Source organism: Ornithinimicrobium ciconiae (genome assembly GCF_007197575.1).
In the GTDB taxonomy this organism is placed as follows: Bacteria; Actinomycetota; Actinomycetes; order Actinomycetales; family Dermatophilaceae; genus Ornithinicoccus; species Ornithinicoccus ciconiae.
Map to the genome: position 1 here is coordinate 3,594,342 of NZ_CP041616.1, position 22,628 is coordinate 3,616,969.

Annotated in this window: 15 protein-coding genes; 7 read left to right on the forward strand and 8 right to left on the reverse strand. The window is 70.4% G+C overall.

From position 1 onward, the window contains the following. Positions 1-7: 7 nt before the first annotated feature. Positions 8-568, forward strand: coding sequence for a GbsR/MarR family transcriptional regulator (locus tag FNH13_RS16650; protein WP_143784484.1), 561 nt, complete (start codon positions 8-10; stop codon positions 566-568). On the opposite strand, the gene FNH13_RS16655 is transcribed toward FNH13_RS16650, so the two are convergent. Beyond that, positions 484-2,709 (reverse strand): prolyl oligopeptidase family serine peptidase, encoded by a 2,226-nt coding sequence (locus tag FNH13_RS16655; protein WP_228266453.1) that lies wholly within the window; start codon positions 2,707-2,709, stop codon positions 484-486. The two genes, FNH13_RS16650 and FNH13_RS16655, sit on opposite strands and share 85 nt — an antisense overlap. Positions 2,710-2,773: 64 nt before the next feature. On the opposite strand from FNH13_RS16655, the gene FNH13_RS16660 reads away from it, so the two are divergent. The 3 genes from FNH13_RS16660 (at position 2,774) to FNH13_RS16670 (ending at position 7,393) form a co-directional block, all read left to right on the forward strand. Further along, positions 2,774-4,717, forward strand: a complete 1,944-nt coding sequence (locus FNH13_RS16660; protein ID WP_143784485.1) for an ABC transporter transmembrane domain-containing protein — start codon at positions 2,774-2,776, stop codon at positions 4,715-4,717. A gap of 2 nt (positions 4,718-4,719) precedes the next feature. Then, positions 4,720-6,687: an ABC transporter ATP-binding protein gene (locus FNH13_RS16665; RefSeq protein ID WP_143784486.1), complete on the forward strand. Its 1,968-nt coding sequence runs from the start codon at positions 4,720-4,722 to the stop codon at positions 6,685-6,687. A gap of 271 nt (positions 6,688-6,958) precedes the next feature. Next, a complete protein-coding gene (locus FNH13_RS16670; protein WP_143784487.1) occupies positions 6,959-7,393 on the forward strand; it encodes a DUF6918 family protein in 435 nt (144 codons plus the stop codon). 94 nt (positions 7,394-7,487) lie between these two features. Here FNH13_RS16670 and FNH13_RS16675 read toward each other — a convergent pair whose 3' ends face one another. The 3 genes from FNH13_RS16675 to mfd form a co-directional block, all read right to left on the reverse strand. Beyond that, on the reverse strand, positions 7,488-8,168 hold the full coding sequence (locus FNH13_RS16675) for a VOC family protein (RefSeq protein ID WP_143784488.1): 681 nt from the start codon (positions 8,166-8,168) through the stop codon (positions 7,488-7,490). Positions 8,169-8,282: 114 nt separating this feature from the next. After that, a complete protein-coding gene (locus FNH13_RS16680; protein ID WP_143784489.1) occupies positions 8,283-9,422 on the reverse strand; it encodes a DUF2332 domain-containing protein in 1,140 nt (379 codons plus the stop codon). A 4-nt stretch (positions 9,423-9,426) separates the two neighbouring features. Then, the gene (gene mfd / locus FNH13_RS16685; protein ID WP_143784490.1) at positions 9,427-13,032 is read right to left on the reverse strand and encodes a transcription-repair coupling factor; all 3,606 of its coding nucleotides are present in this window, start codon (positions 13,030-13,032) and stop codon (positions 9,427-9,429) included. Between the two features lie 184 nt (positions 13,033-13,216). Between mfd and FNH13_RS16690 the strand changes: the two genes are divergently transcribed. The 3 genes from FNH13_RS16690 (at position 13,217) to FNH13_RS16700 (ending at position 18,222) form a co-directional block, all read left to right on the forward strand. Continuing rightward, a complete protein-coding gene (locus FNH13_RS16690) occupies positions 13,217-15,331 on the forward strand; it encodes a TPM domain-containing protein (protein WP_143784491.1) in 2,115 nt (704 codons plus the stop codon). Between the two features lie 146 nt (positions 15,332-15,477). After that, positions 15,478-16,194 (forward strand): PspA/IM30 family protein, encoded by a 717-nt coding sequence (locus tag FNH13_RS16695; RefSeq protein ID WP_143784492.1) that lies wholly within the window; start codon positions 15,478-15,480, stop codon positions 16,192-16,194. A gap of 126 nt (positions 16,195-16,320) precedes the next feature. Beyond that, positions 16,321-18,222 (forward strand): TPM domain-containing protein, encoded by a 1,902-nt coding sequence (locus tag FNH13_RS16700; protein ID WP_143784493.1) that lies wholly within the window; start codon positions 16,321-16,323, stop codon positions 18,220-18,222. Between the two features lie 29 nt (positions 18,223-18,251). On the opposite strand, the gene pth is transcribed toward FNH13_RS16700, so the two are convergent. From pth to glmU, 4 genes are all read right to left on the reverse strand, one after another. Next, positions 18,252-18,842, reverse strand: coding sequence for an aminoacyl-tRNA hydrolase (gene pth, locus FNH13_RS16705; protein WP_143784494.1), 591 nt, complete (start codon positions 18,840-18,842; stop codon positions 18,252-18,254). A gap of 90 nt (positions 18,843-18,932) precedes the next feature. Beyond that, the gene (locus tag FNH13_RS16710; protein ID WP_143784495.1) at positions 18,933-19,613 is read right to left on the reverse strand and encodes a 50S ribosomal protein L25/general stress protein Ctc; all 681 of its coding nucleotides are present in this window, start codon (positions 19,611-19,613) and stop codon (positions 18,933-18,935) included. Between the two features lie 229 nt (positions 19,614-19,842). Continuing rightward, positions 19,843-20,826 carry a ribose-phosphate diphosphokinase gene (locus FNH13_RS16715; RefSeq protein ID WP_143784496.1) on the reverse strand — a complete coding sequence of 328 codons (984 nt, stop codon included), beginning with the start codon at positions 20,824-20,826 and terminating at the stop codon, positions 19,843-19,845. Then, positions 20,823-22,376, reverse strand: a complete 1,554-nt coding sequence (glmU, locus tag FNH13_RS16720) for a bifunctional UDP-N-acetylglucosamine diphosphorylase/glucosamine-1-phosphate N-acetyltransferase GlmU (protein WP_143784497.1) — start codon at positions 22,374-22,376, stop codon at positions 20,823-20,825. Before glmU ends, FNH13_RS16715 begins: the two co-directional genes overlap by 4 nt. Positions 22,377-22,628 lie beyond the last annotated feature (252 nt).

Below are 22,628 nucleotides of genomic sequence, written 5' to 3' on the forward strand. Positions count from 1 at the left end.
CGGTGCGATGTCCGACGAGACGGCGTCCCGGCAGTTCACCCGAGAGCAGCTGGCCTATGTCGAGGACCTCGCGGCGACCATCACGGCCTCCGGGGTCCAGCGGATGCCCTCTCGCGTCTATGCCGCGATCCTGGTCAGCGAGCAGGGCAGCATGACCGCAGCAGAGCTGGCGGCAGCGCTGCAGATCAGCCCCGCGGCCGTCTCCTCGGCCGTGCGCTGGCTCGCCCAGATCGGGATGATCTCCCGGCGCACCGTGCCCGGCACCCGCCGGGAGCAGTATGTCGTGGACAGCGACTCCCTGATCCGGCTGCTGGCGCAGGACACCAACTCGCTGCACGCCTGGATTGTCGGCTTCGGCCGGGGCCTGGCCGTCGTGGAGCCGGGGGGCGAGGCGGCCCGCCGGCTGACCGACCTGCAGGAGTTCTTCGCCTTCCTCCTGGAGGAGATGGACGGGGTCATGCAGCGCTGGTATGCGCGCCGCGGTCAGGCCACCCCACTGCCGTCCGCTGACCCGTCACCCATCGACCCGGGGCCCGCCACGCCGAGCCGCTCGGCGAGGAAGCGGTAGGCCAGCGCCTGCATGTGCGCGAGCTGGCTGTTGGTGGCGGCACCCCCGTGGCCGCCCTCGATGTTCTCGTAGTAGGTCACGTCCTTGCCGGCCGCCAGCATCCGGGCCGCCATCTTGCGCGCGTGCCCGGGGTGCACCCGGTCATCCCGTGTCGAGGTGGTGAACAGCACCGGCGGATAGTCCCGGGCGGGGTCGAAGAGGTGATAGGGGCTGAACGTCCGGAGGAACTCCCACTCCTCGGGCACGTCGGGATCGCCATACTCCGCCACCCAGGAGGCTCCCGCCAGCAGGTGGGAGTAGCGCGCCATGTCGAGCAGCGGCACCTGGATGACCACGGCCCCAAACAGGTCGGGATACTGCGTGAGCATATTGCCGGTGAGCAATCCACCGTTCGAGCCACCCTGCACCCCAAGCTTTTTCGCCTGCGTGACCCCCGTGTCGATCAGGTCGCGCGCGACTGCCGCCAGGTCCTCGTAGGCGCGGTGCCGGTTGGCTTTCAGCGCGCTCTGGTGCCAAGCCGGGCCATACTCCCCGCCACCGCGGATGTTGGCCAGCGCGTAGGCCCCACCCCGCTCCAGCCAGGCCGAGCCGAGGCCACCCGAGTAGGTCGGCGTCAGGGAGATCTCAAAACCGCCGTAGGCATAGAGCAGCGTCGGGGTGGTGCCGTCGGCGGGCAGGTCGGCGCGGTGCACCAGGAAGTAGGGCACCCGCGTGCCGTCCGCGGAGGTGACGAACCGCTGCGTGGCGACCAACCCGCTGCTGTCGAAGAAGGTGGGCATCGACTTCAGCAGCTCCGGGTCGGCGGCGCCGAAGACGTCGGCGAGAGACAGCCTGGTCGGGGTGAGGAAATCGGTGGTGTAGAGCCAGACCAGATCGGACGCGGTGCGGTCGACGGCGGCCACGACACTCGTCCCGACCTGCGGTGCCCCGGTGAACGCCCGCCGCGAGAAGCCCTGCGACGAGTCATCGTCCGTCGGGGGTGTGAGGACCTCGAGCCGGTTGGTCACGTCGTCCAGGATGTTGAGCACGAGATGGTGGCGGGTCCAGGTGTGAGAGGTCAGCGAGCTGGTCGGGGTCGGGACAAAGAGTTGCTGGAAGTCCCGGGACCCGCCCAGGAACTCCTCCAGCCGTATGCCGAGGAGCGAGCCCGCGGCAAAGGTCCTGCCCGCCGGGGTCCGGTCTGCCTGGACCGAACCACCGGGCTGCTCCGTCGGGGTCCAGTCATCTCGCAGCGTGACCGTGAGCCACTGGCGGGTGATCCCCGCCTGGGCCGAGTCGGGCACGTCGATGCGCACCGGCCGGCCGTCAGCGCCCAGCACGTGCAGCTCGTTGGTGTAGAAGGTGATGCCCCGCTGGATCAGGTCGCGTTCGTGCCCAAGCGTGTCGTCATGGAAGGCCCAGACCCCGATGTCACTGGTCTCCCCCTCGAAGACGACCGGCGCCTGCTCCAGCTCGGTGCCCCGGCTCCAGCGGCGAGCGATCCGCGGATAGCCGCTGTCCGTCATACTCCCCGGTCCGGTGTCGGTCGAGACCAGCAGCGTGTCGGCGTCCACCCAGGAGACCGAGCCCTTGGCCTCGGGCCGGTGGAAGCCGTCCTCGACGAAGGACCTGGCGTGCAGGTCGAACTCTCGGGAGACATCGGCGTCGGCGCCGCCACGGGACAGGTCGATCATGGCCAGACGGTGGTCGTCCGTCGAGCTGCCGGCAGTGCGGCGCAGGACGGTGGCCCCGTGCCAGACCCAGTTCTCCCCCTCGGCCTCGCTGAGCGCATCCAGGTCCAGGACGGTCTCCCAGTCGGGGTGCTCGCCGCGATAGGAGTCCAGGGTGGTGCGCCGCCACAGGCCGCGCTCGTGGTCGGCGTCCTTCCAGAAGTTGTAGTAGTGATCGCCGATCTTGCTGACGTCGGGGATCTTGGCGTCGGAGTCGAGCATCGCCAGGATCCGGTCACGGGTGGTGGCGAACTCGGCCGTGCCCGCGATCCGGGCCGCCTCCCCCGCGTTGCGCTCCCGCACCCAATCCAGCTGAGTGTCTCCCTCGACGTCCTCGAGCCAGGCATTCTCGTCAGTCATCTCCACCGGGCCAGCGTAGGTGGTGACCTCCCCGACCCTCTCTACGCAGGGCGCCAGGAGGCCACGAGGCACCGGCGGCGCGGCGGCATAATTGGGTGGTTCAGCACTCGTCCGGGGCCGTACCCTTGATCAAGCCATGCAAGACTTTCCGCCCGAGATCCGGGCCTACTCAGCACGCGACGACGCCGCGCCGGACACCCGCAGCCCGAGGCACTTCCTCTGGTGGATGATCCGGCTCGAGGGCACGCTCGCGCTGGCCGGCGTGGGCATCGCCCTGGTGTGGATGCTCCCCCAGGTGCTCGGTCCCTGGCTGGTCGGCCGGGCCATCGACGACGGCATCGTCGGCGGTGACAGTGCCCTGTTCTGGCAATGGGTGCTGGTGCTGCTGGCCATCACGGTGGTCGGCGGGCTCAGCGGCACGGTCTATCACACGGTGATCGTGCGCGAGTGGCTCGTCGCGCTCTATGGCACGACCAAGCTGGTCACCCGCAAGACCCTGCAACTGGGTCACGTCCTGCCGCGCCGCACGCCGACCGGCGAGGTCCTGTCGGTCTCCGGCAGCGACAGCGACCAGTTCGGCGGGTTCATCGAGATCGTCACCCGCGCCTTCTCCGAGCTGGTGGCCTTCCTGTGCGTGGCGGTCATCGTGATCTCCATCAACCCGTCCATGGGGGTTCTCGTGCTGCTCTCGGCACCGCTGCTGGTGGTGTGCGGCATGCCGCTGCTGCGCCCCATGCAGCGCTGGCAGGGCATCGAGCGCTCCCGCAACTCCGAGCTCACCTCGATGGCCACCGACATCGTCGGGGGCCTGCGCATCCTGCGCGGCATCGGCGGCGAGGGGACCTTCGGTGGCAACTACACCCGTCAGTCACAGCGGGTGCGCCAGTCGGGCGTCAACGCCGGCTCCTGGCAGGCGGGCGTGGAGGCCGTCGGCGTGCTGCTCAGTGGCGCCTTCGTCGTGGCTCTCATGTGGGTCGGGGTGCGGGAGGTCATCCAGGGTCGGCTGATGGTCGGCCAGCTGGTCAGCGTTCTGGGTTACGGCCTGTTCCTGGTCCAGCCGATGCGCACCTTCGTGGAGTTCGCCCAGAAGATGACCCGCTCGGTCGTCTCCGCCCGCAAGGCGATCGCGGTCCTGGAGCAGCGTCCCCCCTGGGAGCACCCCGCGGTGCCGCGACCGCTGCCACACGGTGCACCGCTGACCGATGACGCCTCCGGCCTGGTGCTCACCCCCGGCCGACTCACCATGGTCGTCTCGGCCGTGCCCGACGACTCGGCGGCCCTGGGGGACCGGCTGGGCCGCTACCTGCCCGAGGAGCCGGACGCCCAGATCAGTCTCGAGCTCCCCGAGGAGCTCAAGGGCCGCGCGGCCCGCCGCGAACGCGCCCGGCGGATCATCGCCCGCGCCGAGCAGGCGGTCCGCGACGAGGAGCGGGCCCACCAGGCCTGGGGTGTGCGCCTCGGCGACGTCGATCTCAGCGACGCCGACCTCGACGAAGTCCGCGCACGCATCATGGTCAGCGACACCAGCCCGCACGTCTTCGCCGGCACCCTGCGCTCAGCCGTCGATCCGCACGGCCGGCTGGACCGGGCGGCCGCGGAGTCGGCACTGTGGGCGGCCTCCGCCGACGACGTCTTCGACGCGATCCCCGGCGGCTGGGCCGGCGAGCTCGACGAGCGAGGCCGCGGTCTGTCCGGCGGGCAGCGCCAACGGCTGGTCCTGATGCGCGCCCTCGCCGCCGACCCCGAGGTGCTGGTCCTGGTCGAGCCGACCTCGGCCGTGGACGCGCACACCGAGGCCCGCATCGCCAAACGGCTCGGCACCGCCCGTGAGGGACGGACCACCGTGGTGATGACTGCCTCCCCGCTGCTGCTGCACCACGCGGACGAGGTCGTCCTCCTGCAGGGCGGGGTGGTGGCCGCCCGCGGAACGCACGCCGACCTGCTCGCCGGCAACCCGGCATACCGCGCGGTGGTCGTCCGGGGTGAGGAGTCGGCCACGATCGACCGGCCCGAGCCCGACGACACCCCACCGCACGACCACCACTCGATGTCCCGACCCGCCCCCCAGGAGGTGCTGTGAGCATGAGCACGACACACGCCTCCTTGCTGCCACCGGACCTGGCGGAGGAGTCGGCACGCACCTGGGACGCCGCGGACACCGACGCTCCCGCCATCCCTGACGCACTCGTGCCGCCCACCACGGCCACGGTGCCCGAGCGCGCCGCGGCGATGCGCCGACGCCACCTGCTGCGTGAGCAGCGCGCCGCCGAGTTCGTCGCCGACACGATGAGCTCCACGCGCGGCCTGCCGATCGCGGCGCCGCGCCAGGTGGTGCGCTTCATCGGTCGGCTGCTCGGTGAGCGCAAACTGTGGGTGGTGGCGGTGGTCCTGGGCAACGCCCTCGCCGCCGTGGCCGGGCTGATGGTGCCCTGGTGGCTGGGTCGGCTGGTCGACAGCACCGTGACTGACGTGGCGGCCGGCCGCACCGACGTGGCCCTGGCGACCGCCAACTCGGTCGCGCTGGTCGTGGCCGGCATCGTCGTGCTGCAGGCCCTCTTGACCCTGGCTGCCAAGAGCGCCTCCGCCGTGCTCGGTCAGGGGATCCTGGCCTCGGCGCGGGAGTTTGTGGTGCGCGCGATCCTGCGCCTCCCCCTCTCCCGCGTGGAGACCGCGAGTTCCGGCGACCTGGTCACCCGCGTCACCCGCGACGTCGGGACGATGAGCGAGAGCGTGCGCTGGGCTCTGCCGCAGGTCATCGTGGCGGGCACCACGGTGGTGGCCACGCTGGTGGCGATGATCGCCAACAGCTGGCTGCTGGCCCTGCCCTCGCTGGTCCTGCTGGCGGTCTCGCTGGTGCAGGTGCGCCGCTATCTCAAGCGTGCGCCGAATGGCTACCTGACCGAGGGCGGAAGCTACTCGCGGATCAATACGCACCTGACCGAGACCGTCGAGGGCGCCCGCACCGTCGAAGCCCTCCAGATCGGCGGTCAACGGCTGCGGGTCGGTGACGACGACATCGAGGTGTCGGCCCAGGCCGAGCGTTATGGTCTGACGCTGCGCAACCTGCTGTTCCTGGTGATGGACCTCGCCTTCAGCCTGCCGCGGGTCCTGGTGCTGACTGTCGGCGCACTCGCTTACTCCCAGGACTGGGCCACGATCGGCCAGATCACCACGGCGGTGCTCTACACCGAGGCGCTGTGGGGTCCCTTCGACATGCTGGTGCACACCATCGACAACGTGCAGGTCGGCATCGCCTCGACGACCCGCCTGCTCGGCATCGCGACTGTGCCGGCTGATCGGGAGGAGGGCTCGGAGCAGCCGCGCGACTCCACCCTGGTGGGGGCGGACCTGCGCTATGCCTACCGCGCGGGCCACGACGTGCTGCATGGCATCGACCTGTCTCTCGCCCCGGGTGAGCGGCTCGCGATCGTCGGTCCGAGTGGGTCCGGCAAGTCGACGCTGGGCCGGTTGCTCGCGGGCATCCACGGCCCGCGGACCGGTTCGGTGACGGTCGGCGGGGTCGAGCTGACCTCGCTGCCCCTGGACCACCTGCGCCGCGAGGTCGCCCTGGTCACCCAGGAGCACCACGTCTTCATCGGGACCGTGCGCGACAACATCGTCCTGGCCCGCGAGGGCGCCGACGACGTCGCGGTCGAGCGTGCCCTGCGTGCCGTCGGGGCCTGGGACTGGGTGTCGCGGATGCCCGAGGGGCTGGACGCACGGATCGGCTCCGGCGCGCAGGACCTGACACCGGGTCAGGCCCAGCAGGTCGCGCTCGCGCGGCTGATCCTGGCCGACCCGCACACGATCGTGCTCGATGAGGCCACCTCGCTGATCGACCCCCGCACCGCGCGCAACCTCGAGGGCTCGATGAACGCCCTGCTGTCCGAGCGGACCGTGGTGGCGATCGCGCACCGGCTGCACACGGCGCACGATGCGGACCGCATCGCCGTGGTGATCGACGGCCGGATCGCCGAGCTCGGCAGTCACGACGAGCTCGTCGCCCTCGGCGGGGAGTACGCCGCACTCTGGCAGGCCTGGACCACCTGAGCCATCACCCCATGTGAGCACGGTGTCGTAGCAGCGGCGTCGTGAGCACGGTGTCGTGAGCAGGTGTCGTGACCAGCGGTGACCGAGCGAGCGTCGGGACCGGCATCTGAGCCTGAGGGGTGTCTGAGTCATCCAGTGACTCAGACATCTGAGCCAGAGGGGTGTCTGAGTCATCCAGTGACTCAGACATCTGAGCCAGAGGGGTGTCTGAGTCATCCAGTGACTCAGACACCCCTCCTCGCACTATGGCTGCGGGTGTGAGACTGGGCGCATGAGTTCCCTGTCGCAGACCCTGCTCGACCCGGCCCGTCGCCCTGCCGTTGTCGAGACACTCGTGGGTGTCGTCGACGCCGAGGTGGCCGACAAGTCGGGCATCGGCGGCAGGGTCATCAAGACCGGCTACGGCGCGATCACCAAGATCTCCGACGGGTTCGTCGGCAAGGCGGTCAACCGGCTGCTCCCCGGGTTTGCGGAGGCACTGGACCCCTTCTGGCAGAGCACGGGCGAGCGCCCCTTCGCCGACACGCTGGTCGACCGCCAGGTCGAGGCTGCGGAGGCCCTGCTGGCGGTCACCGACCGCCAGGTCGGCAGCACCTCCAACAAGGTCGTCAAGAAGGTCTATGGCTCGTTGCGCGGCAAGGCCAAGGACAACGTCATCAGCGCCCTCCCACGGGTCGGCGCCGCGATCGAGAGCCACGCGAGCTAACGCCTCGGTGCACGCCCCAACCCCCTGACGTGCACCTGGATGGATCCTTCGCACACCCCCAGGCGGGCTCAGGCTTCAGCGCAACACGGCTCGGTCAGCGCGAGCCGGGTTCGCCACTCGTGGACCGCGCCTGCCAGGTGCACACGCAGATCTCGTTGCCCTCGGCATCGGCCAGGATCCACCACGCCGGGGCGCGATCGTCGGCGACCAGGCGTCCGCCGGCGGCGAGGGCTGCCGCCACCCGCTGCTCGGCAACATCGTGCGGCACGGTGATGTCGAGGTGGATCCGGTTGCGGTCCGTCCGCGGCGGGTCCATGTCCTGGAACCAGATGCTGGGCAGATGACCGTCGGGGTCGCGCAGATCCCCACGGGCATCCGACTGCAGGCCGAGCACCGCGACCCAGAACGGCCGGATCGCCGAGGCATCCACCGTGTCGATGGCCAGCTCGAGCGATGACACCGCCAAGGGCCGGGCCGCGGCGTCCCCACTGCTCGCCAGGTCACTGACCGCGTGGGCCAGGTCGAGGTCCTGCTGAGTGATCCCGTCGGCCGCCTCGGTGCGGGTCCGCACCACGAGGTGATCAGCACGCAGGTCCACCTCGGGATGGTGATGCATCCGGTCGCCCACCTCGGCGATCGCGACTGCCAGGGCGGCGCCCGCCGCCGGGCTGGGCGTGTCGAATCGTGCCACTAGCGCCCCCAGCAGATAGCGCCAGTCCTCCAGTCCCTCAGCGTGGGTCGCGTCATACGGTGTCACCCGGTCCTGTGCCGTCATGCCGCCCAGCGTCCCATCTCTCGGCGCGGCGCAACAGTCTGTCGGGCACTGACGGGGTCCTGACCCCGCCAGTGCCTGACACATGCCGAAGGGTCCTGGCGCGGTGAGCCTCGGTCAGGCAGTCTCCGTCTGCTGGGGGGCACCCCACCTCACCGGCACACCGTGGGGCGGCGCCTCCCCCAGCAGTCGCTCCCCACCACCGGGCCACGTCGTGGCCGCGACCACAAACCGGTGCGGGCCGCCGGGCTGCAGACGCCGTGGCTCGAAGGCCAGGTGCGTCAGTGGACGGACACTCGCGGCACCGGCACCGAGCTCCTGCAGCCGGTCCAGCATCCGCTGCCGCTCCTCGACCGGGACGTACTGCCACATCACCGAGTGCCACACCACCGTGTGCTGTCCGTCCACCAGCTCCACCCCGTCGAGGAAGTCTCCCCCGCCACTCCGCACGACCTCCACGGGATGCCTGCGTGCCAACCCCAGTGCCCCGCGCAGTCGCTCGAGCCGGTGCGTCTGGTCCGGCCAGACACAGCTGAGCAGGGACAACGCGCCCTCCTCGGTGTCGGCCGCGATCGGTGAGAGGTCGCACCCAAGCCGGTCGACCACCTCCACCAACTCCGGTATGCCGGGGGGCCGGGTCTCCCAGGCCGGGTCCAGCACCACCCCGGTCCCGTGACCAGCGCGCACGTCACGACTCTGCGACGCGCCTCCCTGCGAGTCGCCACCCCGCCAGTCACCACCGTCCGTTGCCCGGTAGGTGAACTGGTCAGCCAACAGGTTGAGGCCGCCGGAGGCACCGATCTCAACCAGCCGGACCGGCAGGTCAGGACGGTCGCTCGCCGCGAGGATCCGCAGCAACCCGCCCCATAGCGCTGCCGAGCGCCCGACCTCGTTGGTCTGCGGCGGGGACGCGAGCCCGGCCCGCACCTCCTCCGTGTGGTCCTCGAGGACCTCCCGGAAGGCCGGCCACGCCGCTGCGGCGTCCCCGTCACCACCGGTGCTGGGATAGTGCGCCGCCAGCGCTGGCGCTCGCCCGGTCAGCACCAGCCGGTGGACCGCGGCCATCAGGCGCAGCGCCAGCGCGGACGGCCCGGGATCCTCCTCGTGACCAGCCAGGATCCGGGCGCCCACACCCCCCGCCGCCACGTCGCCGGCGAGCCGGTCGAGCAGCACGGCATACAGGGGCGAGCCGAGCTGCTCGCAGGCCTGCGCCTGGACCCGGATCAGCTCGATCTGACGTTCCAGTCCGACACTCATTGGCTCATCGTGTCACGCTGCCTGAGGCCCCCACGGCCGTCAGGTCGTCCAGCATGACCTGCCGGATCAGCACGCTTGCCCAATCAAGAATTGCCTTGTCCCGCACCACCTTTCCGCCCACCCGGGCGGTCTTGGGCGCCGGCACCAGGACGGTCCGGGTCGCGGCCTTGATGATCGTGCCGGGGAACAGCCGGTTGAGCCGCAGCTGCTGGCTCTCGCGCAGCTCCACCGGACCGAAGCGGATGCTCTGCCCCTGCACGGAGATGTCACTGACGCCTGCCTTACGGGCCAGGGTCCGCAGCCGTGCGACCTCCAGGAGGTTCTGCACCGGCTCCGGAGGCGTGCCATAGCGGTCGACCAGCTCGGCCTCGATCTCGGCAAGCTCGTCCTCGTCCGTGACCTTGGCCAGCTTGGTGTAGGCCTCCAGCCGCAACCGCTCACCGGGGATGTATTCGTGCGGCAGGTGCGCGTCGACCGGCAGCTCGATCTTGATCTCGGCCGGTGACTCGTCCAGCTCACCCTTGAAGCCGGCGACGGCATCGCTGACGAGCCGGACATAGAGGTCGAACCCGACGCCGGCGATGTGGCCGGACTGCTCGCCACCGAGCAGGTTGCCCGCGCCGCGGATCTCCAGGTCCTTCATCGCCACCGCCATGCCGGAGCCGAGGTCGGTGTTCGTGGCGATGGTCTGCAGCCGCTCCACCGCGGTCTCGGTCAGCGGCTTCTCGGGTGGATAGGTGAAGTAGGCGTAGGCCCGCTCCCGGCCACGGCCCACCCGCCCCCGCAGCTGGTGCAGCTGGGAGAGGCCGAACTGGTCGGCCCGGTCGACGATGAGGGTGTTGGCGTTGGAGATGTCCAGCCCGGTCTCCACGATCGTGGTGCACACCATCACGTCGAAGTTGCCCTCCCAGAAGTCGAGCACCACCTTCTCCAGCTGGTGCTCGCCCATCTGACCGTGGGCCGTCGCCACCCGCGCCTCCGGGACCAGCTCGCGGATGCGGCTGGCGACCTTGTCGATCGAGCGGACCTTGTTGTGCAGGAAGAAGACCTGCCCATCACGGAGCAGTTCTCGCCGGATCGCCGCAGCGATCTGCCGCTCGTCATAGCCTCCGACGAACGTCAGCACCGGGTGCCGCTCCTCGGGTGGGGTGGCCAGCGTGGACATCTCCCGGATGCCGGTGACCGCCATCTCCAGGGTCCGCGGGATCGGGGTGGCCGACATCGCGAGCACGTCGACGTTGGTGCGCAGCGCCTTGAGCTGCTCCTTGTGCTCGACGCCGAAGCGCTGCTCCTCGTCGATCACGACCAGTCCGAGGTCCTTGAAGGTCACCCCGGTCGAGAGGATGCGGTGCGTGCCAATCACCAGGTCGACGCTGCCCTCGGCCAGGCCCTTGATGACCTCCTTGGCCTCCTTGTCCGACTGGAAGCGCGACAGGGCCCGCACGACCACCGGATATTGTGCATAGCGCTCGGTGAACGTCTCGAAGTGTTGCTGCACCAGCAGCGTGGTCGGCACCAGGATCGCGACCTGCTTGCCGTCCTGGATCGCCTTGAAGGCGGCCCGCACCGCGATCTCCGTCTTGCCGTAGCCCACGTCACCGGAGATCAGCCGGTCCATCGGGACGGGCTTTTCCATGTCGGCCTTGACCTCCTCGATGCTGGAGAGCTGGTCGGTGGTCTCCACGAAGGCGAAGGCGTCCTCGAGCTCGCGCTGCCACGGAGTGTCCGGACCAAACGCATAGCCCTGCGTCGCCATCCGCGCGCTGTAGAGGCGGATCAGCTCGGCAGCGATCTGCTTGACGTGTTTCTTGGCGCGCGACTTCGTCTTCTGCCAGTCGGCACCGCCCAGGCGGTTCAGCGACGGCGCCTCGCCGCCGACATACTTCGTGATCTGGTCGAGCTGGTCGGTGGGGACGTACAACCGGTCGGCCGGCTGACCTCGCTTGGCCGAGGCGTATTCCAGCACGAGGTATTCGCGCACGGCCCCCTGCACCTGCCGCTGCGCCATCTCCACAAACCGGCCGACGCCGTGCTGCTCGTGCACCACGAAGTCACCGGGCCGCAGCTGCAACGGGTCGACCTGCGCCCGCCGGCGCGACGGCATCCGCCGCATGTCCCTGGTCGTGCCCACGGTGCTGACCTGGCCGGTCAGGTCGGCCTCGCCGACCAGCACCAGCTTGGCACCAGGCAGCGCGAACCCCCGCCCGACGGTGCCCGTGGTGACCTGCACGATGTCGGGGTCCAACGCCCCCAGCGGGGAGCTGAGCCGGTGCGGGATGTCACTCTCGGCGAGCACCTCGCTGACCCGGCGCGCCAGGCCGGGGCCCTCCAGCGAGACGACGACCCGCTGGCCGTCGGCGAGCCAGCCGCGCAGCGCCGCCACGATCGCCTCGGTGTCGCTGCGGAACGCCTCGACCGGGCTGGAGTCGACCGTGATCGTGCGGGCGACGTCGTCATCGCTGTCCTCGGTGAACTCCGCGAGCTCCTCGTCACCGACGAAGGCTGTGAAGGTCCACCAGCTGTGATCCAGCTCGAGCGCGCGTGCCCGCATGTCACCCAGCGACCAGTAGGACGCCCCGCCGAGCACCTCCTGCAGGTCGACCGGACCGGATGACCCGGTGGCGCCACCTGCGGCCGCCGCCCAGCTGGCCCCCAGGAACTCCTCGCTGGTCTGCACCAGGTCGTGCGCGCGGGTGCGGATCCGCTCCGGGTCGAAGAGGACGACGTTGGTGCGCTCCGGGAGCACATCGAGCAGGGTCTCCATCGCATCGACCAGCACGGGCGCCAGCGACTCCATGCCCTCGACCGCGATCCCCTCGGCGAGCTTGCCCAGCAGGTCCCCGACCCCGGGCAGCTGCTCGGCCAGGTCGGCGGCCCGGGCGCGCACCTCGTCCGTGAGCAGCAGCTCCCGGCACGGCGGAGCCCACAGGCCACCGTCCGCGATCTCCAGGGAGCGCTGGTCAGCGACCTTGAACCAACGGATCTCCTCCACCGTGTCGCCCCAGAACTCCACGCGCAACGGGTGTTCCTCGGTCGGCGGGAAGATGTCGAGGATGCCGCCGCGCACCGAGAACTCACCGCGGCGCTCGACCAGGTCGGTGCGCACGTAGGCGGCCGCCGCGAGCGCCGCGATGGTCTCCTCGAAGTCGTGGGTCTCCCCCGCCCGCAGCTGGACCGGCACCAGATCCCCGAGCCCGGCGACGAAGGGCTGCAGCATCGCCCGTGCCGAGGCCACGATCACCCGCGCCGGACCGTGTTCCGGCTCGTCGGGCTGCGGGTGCGTCAACCGTCGCAGGACCGCCAGACGCTGGCCCACGGTGTCGCTGCGGGGGCTGAGCCGCTCGTGCGGCAGGGTCTCCCAGCTCGGAAAGGTCACAACGTCCTCGGCGGGGAGGAACTCACCCAGCGCCGCGGCCAGGTCGTCGGCCTCCCGGCCGGTGGCGGTCACCGCCAGCAGCGGGGCACTGCCTGCCAGGGAGGCCACCAGGGCCGGGCGGGCACCGGCTGCGACCGCAACGTCGACGAGCGCCTCACGGTCCGCTGCGGCGGTCAGGACCGCCGCAGCTCCGGGGTCGCTGACCAGGGCCGCGCGCACTGGGGTGAGACTCACAAGGGTCCTCTCGGCATACTCAGACAACACACTGACCAGCCGGCACACACGCAACTGGACAGCACAAAAGGCCCGAGCGAGGAACTCGTCGGGGTCTCTGACAGTCTAAAGGCGAGGAACGACAGCACCACGATTCGATCCGGGGGCGGTTGCACCAACGGGTCATTGACAGGAAGATCACACCGTGACCCAGACACCAGAGCAGAGCCGCCGCACGCCCAGACCATGGGTTGCCACGCTGTTCGTCGGGGCTGCCCTCGCCGTGCCGCTCTCGCTCACCGCACAGGTCGCGCTGGCCGAGGAGGAGCCCCTGGAGCTGCAGGAGCAGATCACCGACCCGGTCGGCGCCCTCTCCGGCAGCGAGGACGAGCTGACCTCGGCGATCCAGGAGCTGCGCGACGACACCGGGTTGCAGCTGTTTGTCGTCTTCGTCGATGAGTTCGACCGACCCAGCGGCTCCGACTGGTCCGATAACACCTACAACCTCAACGGCTTCGGTGGTGACGACGTCCTGCTGTCCGTGGCGGTGGAGCAGCGTGCCTACGGACTGACCGGCAGCGACCTCGTCTCCGCGGGCTCTCTCAACGAGGTCGCCAGCAACTATGTGGAGCCGGCCCTCGGCGACGACGACTGGACCGGAGCCGTCCTGGGCGCGACTGAGGGGCTGGCCGAGGTGCTGCCCGACGGGGTCAACACCGAGGTCGACAGCGGGGTCGGAACCGACGACCGCGGAGACGTGGGGGTCCCACCGTCGCACCAGGGATCGGGCAGCGGCTTCGGCAACGCCTTCCCGTGGTTCTTTGCCGTCCCGGTCGTGGCAATCGCCGGGTCCAGGGTCATCTCGGCGATGGGCAACAAGAGCGCCCGGCAGAGCCGGGACCGGGCCGGGCAGCTGCCGGCCGAGCCCAGTCAGATCTCACAGGTGCCCACCCAGGAGCTGCAGCGACAGGCCGCCAGCGCCCTGGTGGGGCTGGACAACGCGCTGCGCAGCGCAGAGGAGGAGCTGAGCTTCGCCGAGGCGCAGTTCGGCCAGCAGCGCACCGAGCAGTTCCGTACGGTGCTGACCGACGCGCGAGCCCGCTCCCAGGAGGCCTTCAAGATCCGCCAGCTGCTCGACGACTCCAACCGGGAGGCGGAGCCGGTCGAGCGCAACATGCTCTCCCAGATCATCGAGCTGTGCTCCTCCGCCCAGGCCAGCCTGGACGCCCACGCCTCGGAGTTCGCCGAGATGCGCTCCCTGCAAGACACCGTGCCGCAGTTCCTGGAGGACCTGTCCGGGCGGGCCCAGGAGGTGACCGACCGACTGCCGGTGGCTCGCCAGCAGGTTGAGGGGCTGGCCGCGCGCTATCCCGCAGCGGCCCTGACGACCGTTCGCGGCCACTACACCCAGGCCGAGCGGCTCCTCGACAGCGCCCGGGGCTTCGTCGACGCCGGCCGGGAGTCCGTGTCCGGCAACGACCGCCCCTCCGCGGTGGCAGCCGCTCGGGCAGCGGAGGAGTCACTGGGCCAGGCGGTCCGGCTGCTCGACGCGATCGGCAGCGCCGACAACGACTTGGCCAACGCCAAGGAGGTGCTGGCCAAGGCCATTGCCTCGCTGACCTCCGACATCCAGGACGCTCAGCGTCTGGCCCCCCGCGACTCGGTGATCCAGCCGGTGGTGGAGCGGGCGCGTCAGGCGATCGTGAAGGGGCAGAGCGCCGACACCGCCGGCGACCCGCTGGCGGCACTGGCCGACCTGGACGCGACCGAGCACGACCTGGACACCCTGCTGGACCCGTTGCGCGATGCTGAGAGCCAGCGCACCAAGGTCCGTGAGGACTTCAGCGCCCGGGTGACCCGCGTGGGAGCCCGCCTGCGCAGCATCGACGAGACCATCGCCACCCGTCGCGGGGCGGTCAACAGCGGTGCGCGGACCCGGATCTCTGAGGCCCTGCGACTCTTCGACGAGGCGCAGCGCCTGGCCTCGGACAACCCGAGCGAGGCTGCCAACCTGCTGACCCGGGCCGAGCAGCTCGGTGAGCAGGCCCTCAGCGAGGCGCAGCAGGACGTCGACCGGTGGGACGGCCCCGCCAGTGGCGGCACCCGCCGCGGCGGTGGCATCGACCCTCTCTCGGTGATCCTTGGCGGCATCCTGGCTGGCAGCGGCAACCGGCACAGCGGCGGCTGGGGCGGCAGTTGGGGTGGGGGCGGCGGAGGTTTCGGCGGTGGTGGCGGCTTCGGTGGCGGAGGTTTCGGCGGGGGCGGCGGCTTCGGCGGGGGCGGCGGAGGCGGTTCGACCTCGGTGGGAGGTCGCTTCTGACACATCCACACTGAGCGGAGGGAACCAACTGAGAGCGTCGGCCGTCAGTTCAACGAGAGAATGACACCCTGTCCGACGGACCCATCAGACGCACAACGGCACTACGACCTGCACCACGACGGTCCCTACGAAAGGACATTAGGACCATGACTCAGAAGCAAACCATCCTGGGCCGGATCAGCCAGCTCGCCAAGGCCAACATCAACTCCATCCTGGACCGCGCAGAGGACCCGGAGAAGATGCTCGACCAGTTGGTGCGCGACTACACCAACTCGATCTCCGAGGCCGAGGAGGCCGTCGCCCAGACCATCGCCAACGTGCGGATGGCAGAGGCGGACCTGCGCAGCGACGAGGAGGCGGCGCAGGAGTGGGGCCGCAAGGCCGGCGCCGCATCCCGCAAAGCGGAGGAACTGCGTGGCGGTGGCGACGCGGCCGGTGCCGACAAGTTCGACAACCTCGCCAAGGTCGCCCTGGGTCGCCAGATCCAGCACGAGAGCGAGGCCAGCGCCGCACGACCGGCCATCGAGCAGCAGAACGTGACGGTCGACAAGCTCAAGGAGGGCTTGGTCAGCATGAAGGCCAAGCTCGAGGAGCTGAAGTCCAAGCGCGGCACCCTCGTGGCACGCGCCCGCTCGGTCGAGGCCCAGAGCAAGGTCAACGAGGCCATGCGCTCCATCGACGTGATGGACCCGACCAGCGACCTGGGACGTTTCGAGGACAAGATCCGGCGCGAGGAGGCTCTCGTGGCCGGCCGGGCCGAGGCCCACGCCACCACTCTCGAGGACCAGTTCGACCAGCTCGAGGACCACGGCCATGACGCCGAGATCGAGGCTCGCCTCGCGGCGCTGAAGAACCAGGGCTGAGCGATCACGAGCTGATCCCCACCCGGCCGGGCAGCGCCTGGCCACACCGTGCGCGGGCCCGTCGGAGGATCTCCGACGGGCCCGCAGCATCGGGGGAGCACGACATCTCTGCGGGAAGGACCACCCATGCAACTCTCACGGCACGTGACGACTGCGGCCGCGCGTGTGACCGCCCTGCTGGGCACGCTCACGGTGGGCTGGCTGCTGACCAGTGCCCCGGCATACGCGGTCGAGCCATTCACCCTGCCTGATGAGCTGGTCGACCAGTCCGCCGTGATCCAGGACGAGGCGGCGGTGCGCGCCGCCCAGGACCGGCTGTTCGACGGGACCGGGCTGCAGCTCTTCGTGGTCTATGTGGACGATTTCAGCGGGCTCAGCGGGCCCGAGTGGGCCGATCAGACCGCCGAGCTGTCCGGGCTGGGGGACAAGGACCTGCTGGTCGCGGTCGCCACGCAGGACCGCTCCTGGGGTGACAGCATCTCCCACGACAGTGGGCTGTCCGATGGTCAGCTCGACGACGTCGCCGCCGACTTCATCGAGCCGGAGCTGCGGGCCAACGACTGGGACGGGGCCGCGATCGGGGCGGCCGAGGGCTATCTGGAGGCTGCCACCGCGCCCTCCACCGGTTGGTATGGCGTGGCGGGCGTCGGTGGCGTGGCCCTGGCCGGCTATGGCCTGCACCGTGGACGCAAGTGGTCCCGCGCCCGCAAGGCACGAGAGGAGCAGCAAGAGAGTCTGGAGCAGAGCTCCCAGCGCATCGGTGGCCTGCTCGTCGCCCTGGACAGCGCGCTCACCGCCGCCGAGGGTGAGTTGCAGTATGCCGAGGCAGAGTTCTCCCCCGACCTCACCACGCCCTTCCGTGAGGCCCTGACCGCGTCGCGGCAGGAGTCCCTCGAGGCATATCGGCTCCGCGAGACGATCGGGCAGCAGGACCCCGAGACGGACTACGCCAGCATGGTGGACAGGTATCGCAGTCTCGAGCAGTTGGTGACCCGCGCCGGCGCCCGCCTCGACGAGCACGCCACCGCCTTCAACGAGTTGCGGGCGCTCGCGGATCGCGCGCCGCAGCGGATCGAAGAGCTAGTGGCCGCGTTCGCCGCGGTGTCTCTGCGGGCCCAGGACGGTGTCGCGCTCGCCGAGGCGCGGGCGGACCTGCCGACCGGTCAGCGCGAGCGCATCGGGGTGGTCTCTCACGAGTGCCAGGGTCTGCACGCCCAGGGTCAGCAGGCGCTGGAGCAGGCGCGCGAGCGCGTGGCTGCCGGTGAGCCCGAGGACGCCGTCATGCCGCTGAAGGCCGCCGAGGAGGCGCTGTCCGGCCTGACCGGGCGGGCTGACCTGCTCGGTGACCTCGACGCTCTCCAGGCCCAGTGGAGCGAGCTGCTGTCCACCGCTGCGGCGTCGCTCTCCCGGGACGTCGCCGACGCCGCTCGGCTCGCACCCCAGGACCCGGCCGTCACGCAGCCGGCCCAGGATGCCAGGACCGCGCTGGCCCGGGTCGGCGACCCGGGTGAGGACCCGGTGGAGCTGGCTCAGGACCTCGGTGACATCGAGCGGGCCTTGGACGGTGCGCTCGGGACCTATCGCGAGGCAGAGGAGCGCCGCCTCAAGGAGGTCAAGGCCGCCACGGACCAGCTCGCCCGCAGCCGCGCCACGGTCGACGCCATGCGGGCCGAGCTCAGCAGCAACCGGGCCCACGCCAACAACACCGCCCTGTCGCGGGCCTCAGAGGCACAGTCCCTGCTCGCCCAGGGTGAGGCCCTCATCGACACTGATCCGGGCCAGGCCCACCCGATCCTGCGGGAGGCGGCCAACCGAGCGTCGAGCGCGATGAACTCGATCAGCAGCGTGCGAGCCAGCGCCCAGGAGTCGTCGTCGAGTGGGTGGGGCAGCTCGTGGTCGGGCTCGTCCTCCAGCTCGCGCAGCCGGTCGCGCAACCGGTCGAGAAGCAGGTCGCGCAGCAGTCGGTCACGCAGTTCCTCGCGTCGGTCCTCACGCTCCTCCCGCAGCTCTCGCGGAGGTCGCTTTTAGGTCACCGGGGAGGCGTCGCCGGTCGAGCCTCAGCGGCTGTGGAAACGGCCCTGGGTGGCCTCCAGGCCGGTGTGCACCAGCTCGGTGACCGCGTCGACGCCGTCGCCGATGAGGAGCTCGACCTCGACCTTGTCCCGGGCCGGGAAGTCGGACAGGACATAGGCGGCCGGGTCCTGACGACCCGGCGGCCGCCCGATGCCGAGACGCACCCGCAGATAGTCCTTGGTGCCGAGCGACTGGCTGATGGAGCGCAGGCCGTTGTGACCCCCCTCCCCGCCGCCACGCTTGAGCTTGATCGCACCGAAGTCGATGTCCAGCTCGTCGTGCACGACGATGATCTGCTCCAGTGGCACCTTGTAGAACGAGACCAGCGCGGCCACCGGCCCGCCGGAGACGTTCATGTAGGTCATCGGCTGGGCGAGGATGGCGCGCGGCCCCGGCGCTCCCCCGGCGAGGGTCCCGAGGCGGATCTCACTGACCCAGGCGCGAGCCTTGTGCTGCCTGGCCGAGACTCCGACCTGCTGCGCCAGGTCAGCCAGGACCATCGCCCCGATGTTGTGCCGGTTGCCGGCATACTTCGGCCCGGGATTGCCGAGCCCGACCACCAACCAGGGGTCCATAACTCCTCCAAGAATGACGGCGGGGCCGCCTCGGACAACTGGTCCGAGGCGACCCCGATCGTATGCCGTGTGGTCCGGCAGGTGCGCCGGTCAGGCGTCCTCGGACTTCTCCTCGTCGGAGCCCTCGGCAGCGTCCGCACCGCCCTCGGCGGCCTCGGCGTCGTCGGCCTCCTCGTGCTCGATGCCAGCCTCGGCCTCAGCCTCGGCGAGCTCGGCCTCCAGGGCCTCCTCGGAGATCGCCTGGGTGACGTTGACGAGCAGCGCCTCGGGGTCGGTGACCAGGGTGACGCCCTCCGGCAGCTCGACGGCGCCGGCCAGGATCTGAGTCCCTGCCGCCAGGCCCTCGACGGACACGGTGAAGGAATCGGGGATGTTGGTCGCCTCGGTCTCGACGGACAGCGCGGTGAGGTCCGTGGTCACCACGGTCTCCGGGGCGGCCTCGCCCTCGACGTGGACCGCGATGTCGACGATGAACTTCTCGCCCTTGCGGACGACGACCAGGTCAACGTGCTCGATGGTGCGCTTGATGGGGTCGCGCTGGACGTCCTTGACCAGGGCCAGGTGCCCCTCGCCGTCCACGTCCAGGGTCAGCACGGCGTTGCTCGCCTTCAGCGCCATCATGGTCTGGTGGCCCGGCAGCGTCAGGTGCAGCGGGGGGTTGCCGTGCTCGTAGAGGACAGCGGGGATCTTGTCGGCGCGGCGCACGCGGCGCGCTGCGCCCTTGCCGAACTCGGTGCGCTTCTCGGCCGGGAGAGAAATGTAGTCAGCCATGTCGGGGCCTCCGTAGGTCGTGTTCATCGGATGGGGCCTCGACGCGGGGCGCGGCACGACAGGCCGGGCCGTTCATCGGCTCAGACCGCGTCGATTCACGGACGCTACGACTTCTTCGTGCAGCGTCCCTCGCCGAGGCAACAGTGGGTCAGTCTAGGCCAGCACACAACCCGGAACCAACTTGGGTTTCGCGCGGCTCGGATGGTCCGGCGCCCTCAGCGGGACCGGCTCAGGCCTGACCGTCGAACATGCTGGTCACGGAGCCATCCTCGAAGACCGCCCGGATCGCCTGGCTGATCAGCGGCGCGATCGACAGCTCGGTGATCTTGTCCAGCGCGCGGGCCTCAGCCGTCAGGGGCAGCGTGTTGGTCACGACGACCTCACGCGCCACCGAGTTGGCCAACCGCTCGACGGCCGGACCGCTGAAGATCGCGTGCGTGGCGGCGATGACAACGCTGGAGGCGCCGTCCTTCATGAGGGCGTCCGCGGCCTGGCAGATCGTGCCGCCGGAGTCGATCATGTCGTCGACCAGGATGCAGGTGCGGCCGGCGACCTCACCGACCACCCGGTTGGCCACGCTCTCGTTGGGGCGGGCGATGTCGCGGGTCTTGTGGATGAAGGCCAGCGGGGCACCGCCGAGCCGCTGGCTCCACTGCTCGGCGACCTTGATGCGCCCGGCGTCCGGGGAGACGATCGCCAGTTCTTCCTTGCCGTAGTGCTTCTTGACGTAGGAGCTCAGGATCGGCAGCGCCATCAGGTGGTCCACTGGCCCGTCGAAGAAGCCCTGGATCTGCGAGGTGTGCAGGTCCACAGCCATCAGCCGGTCGGCGCCAGCCGTCTTGAACAGGTCGGCCATGAGCCGGGCGGAGATCGGCTCCCGTCCGCGGTGCTTCTTGTCCTGGCGGGCGTAGCCGTAGAAGGGCAGCACCACCGTGATCCGCTTGGCCGACGCGCGCTTGAGCGCGTCGACCATGATCAGGTGCTCCATGATCCACTCGTTGACCGGCGCGGTGTGACTCTGGATCACGAAGGCGTCGCAGCCGCGGACCGACTCGTTGAAGCGGACATAGATCTCGCTGTTGGCGAAGGAGTAGGCGTCGGTCGGCACCAGGTCGGTGCCCAGGATGGTAGTCACCTCCTCGGCCAGGCTGGGGTGTGCCCGCCCGCTGAAGATCATCATGTTCTTCTGGGTCGTGCGCTGGATGCCGGTCATGCCTGGCCCCCCTCGGACTCGTGGGCCGTATGCCGTGTGCCGCCCTGGTCCGGGCCGCTCGGTGGTGCGTCGGTGCGGTCGGTCGGCCGCGCCCGGCCGGCGCCCGCCGCCTCAGCGGCCTCCGCGGTCCCGGTGCCGGGTCGCTTGCGGGCGACCCAGCCGTCGATGTTGCGCTGGCGCGCCCGGGAGACCGCGATCTGCCCGGGGTCGACGTCGCTGGTCACGGCAGAGCCGGCGCCGACGTAGGCGCCGTCGCCCACGTCCACCGGGGCGACGAGCACGGAGTTGGAGCCGACGAAGGAGTGCCGCCCGATGGTGGTGTGGTGCTTCTCGACGCCGTCGTAGTTGGCGAAGATCGTGCCCGCGCCGATGTTGGCGCCCTCGCCGATGGTGGCATCGCCGGCATACGTCAGGTGCGGCACCTTGGCACCCTCGCCGATGACCGCATTCTTGGTCTCCACGAAGCCACCGATCTTGCCGCGGGCGCCGAGCTCGGTCCCGGGACGCAGATAGCTGAAGGGGCCCACCGTGGCCCCGGGTCCGATGATCGCGAGCTCAGCCTGGGTGCGCACAACCGTGGCACCGTCCCCGACCTCCACGCTCGTCAGGGTGGTGTCCGGGCCGATGACGGCCCCCGCACCGATCGTTGTGGCGCCCAGCAGCTGAGTGCCCGGCCGGATCACCGTGTCCTGACCGACGGTCACGTCAGCGTCAATCCACGTGGTGGCCGGGTCCACGACCGTCACGCCGGCCCGCATCCAGCCCTCGACGATGCGCTCATTGAGGATCCTCCCCAGCGTGGCCAGCTGCACGCGGTCGTTGACACCCTCGGACTGCCACCGGTCCTCGACCACATGGGCGCGGACCGCCCGCCCGGCCTGGCGCGCCAGCCCCAGCACGTCGGTGAGGTATTTCTCACCCTGGGCGTTGTCGGTGCCGATCTGGGACAGCGAGTCGCGCAGCACCTGCGCGTCGAAGGCGTAGATGCCCGAGTTGATCTCGCGGATGTCGAGCGCGGCACCGTCGGCCTCGCCGTTCTCGCGCGCCGCCCGGGCGTCCTTCTCCTCGACGATCTTGACGACCTGACCGTCGGCATCGCGGACCACGCGGCCATAACCACTGGGGTCATCCAGCACGGAGGTGATGACCGTGACGGCGTTGCCGGACTCCTCGTGGGCGGCGGTCAGGGCGCGCAGCGTCGCGGTGGTCAGCAGCGGCACGTCCCCATAGGTCACCAGCACGGTGCCGACGAGGTCGGGGGGCAGGACGGCCAGCCCGCACTCCACCGCACGTCCGGTTCCCTTGACCTCGTCCTGGTCGGCGATCAGCGCGGCGGGGTCGACCTCGCTCACCAGCGGTGCCACGAGCTCACGCTGGTGGCGCACGACGACAGCCAGGTGGGCCGGCTCGGTGCCTCGAGCGGCATGGATGGCGTGCCCGACCAGGGTGCGCCCACCGATGGGGTGCAGCACCTTGGGGGTCGTGGACTTCATCCTGGTGCCCTCACCTGCGGCAAGGACGATGACGGCGGCCGGGCGGTTCTCGCTCACGCGGAAGTCGCTCCCAAATATCTCGGGGACAGGACACTGGCGGCGGCCCTGCGGGTCACCCAGTCTGGATGCTACCCGCACCTGAGGGACGGCGGGCCCCGCCCCGTGGATCCGTCAGCTGCAGGTCGCGGAGCTCGGCTATCCGAGGCCGGAACCTGTGATCGAACTCACCCGGGAGACTTCGGCGAGCCGATCTGCGATAATGGAGGGGTCGGCCCGCGACGGGACCACGCCCCGCGTCAGCGTGACGAG

Coding starts and splice junctions, on each gene's coding strand:
- FNH13_RS16650 (WP_143784484.1), top strand. CDS start 8: ATGTCCGACGAGACGGCGTCCCGGCAGTTCACCCGAGAGCAGCTGGCC.
- FNH13_RS16695 (WP_143784492.1), top strand. CDS start 15,478: ATGACTCAGAAGCAAACCATCCTGGGCCGGATCAGCCAGCTCGCCAAG.
- FNH13_RS16670 (WP_143784487.1), top strand. CDS start 6,959: ATGAGTTCCCTGTCGCAGACCCTGCTCGACCCGGCCCGTCGCCCTGCC.
- FNH13_RS16665 (WP_143784486.1), top strand. CDS start 4,720: ATGAGCACGACACACGCCTCCTTGCTGCCACCGGACCTGGCGGAGGAG.
- FNH13_RS16675 (WP_143784488.1), bottom strand. CDS start 8,168: ATGACGGCACAGGACCGGGTGACACCGTATGACGCGACCCACGCTGAG.
- FNH13_RS16700 (WP_143784493.1), top strand. CDS start 16,321: ATGCAACTCTCACGGCACGTGACGACTGCGGCCGCGCGTGTGACCGCC.
- pth (WP_143784494.1), bottom strand. CDS start 18,842: ATGGACCCCTGGTTGGTGGTCGGGCTCGGCAATCCCGGGCCGAAGTAT.
- FNH13_RS16710 (WP_143784495.1), bottom strand. CDS start 19,613: ATGGCTGACTACATTTCTCTCCCGGCCGAGAAGCGCACCGAGTTCGGC.
- FNH13_RS16715 (WP_143784496.1), bottom strand. CDS start 20,826: ATGACCGGCATCCAGCGCACGACCCAGAAGAACATGATGATCTTCAGC.
- FNH13_RS16660 (WP_143784485.1), top strand. CDS start 2,774: ATGCAAGACTTTCCGCCCGAGATCCGGGCCTACTCAGCACGCGACGAC.
- FNH13_RS16680 (WP_143784489.1), bottom strand. CDS start 9,422: ATGAGTGTCGGACTGGAACGTCAGATCGAGCTGATCCGGGTCCAGGCG.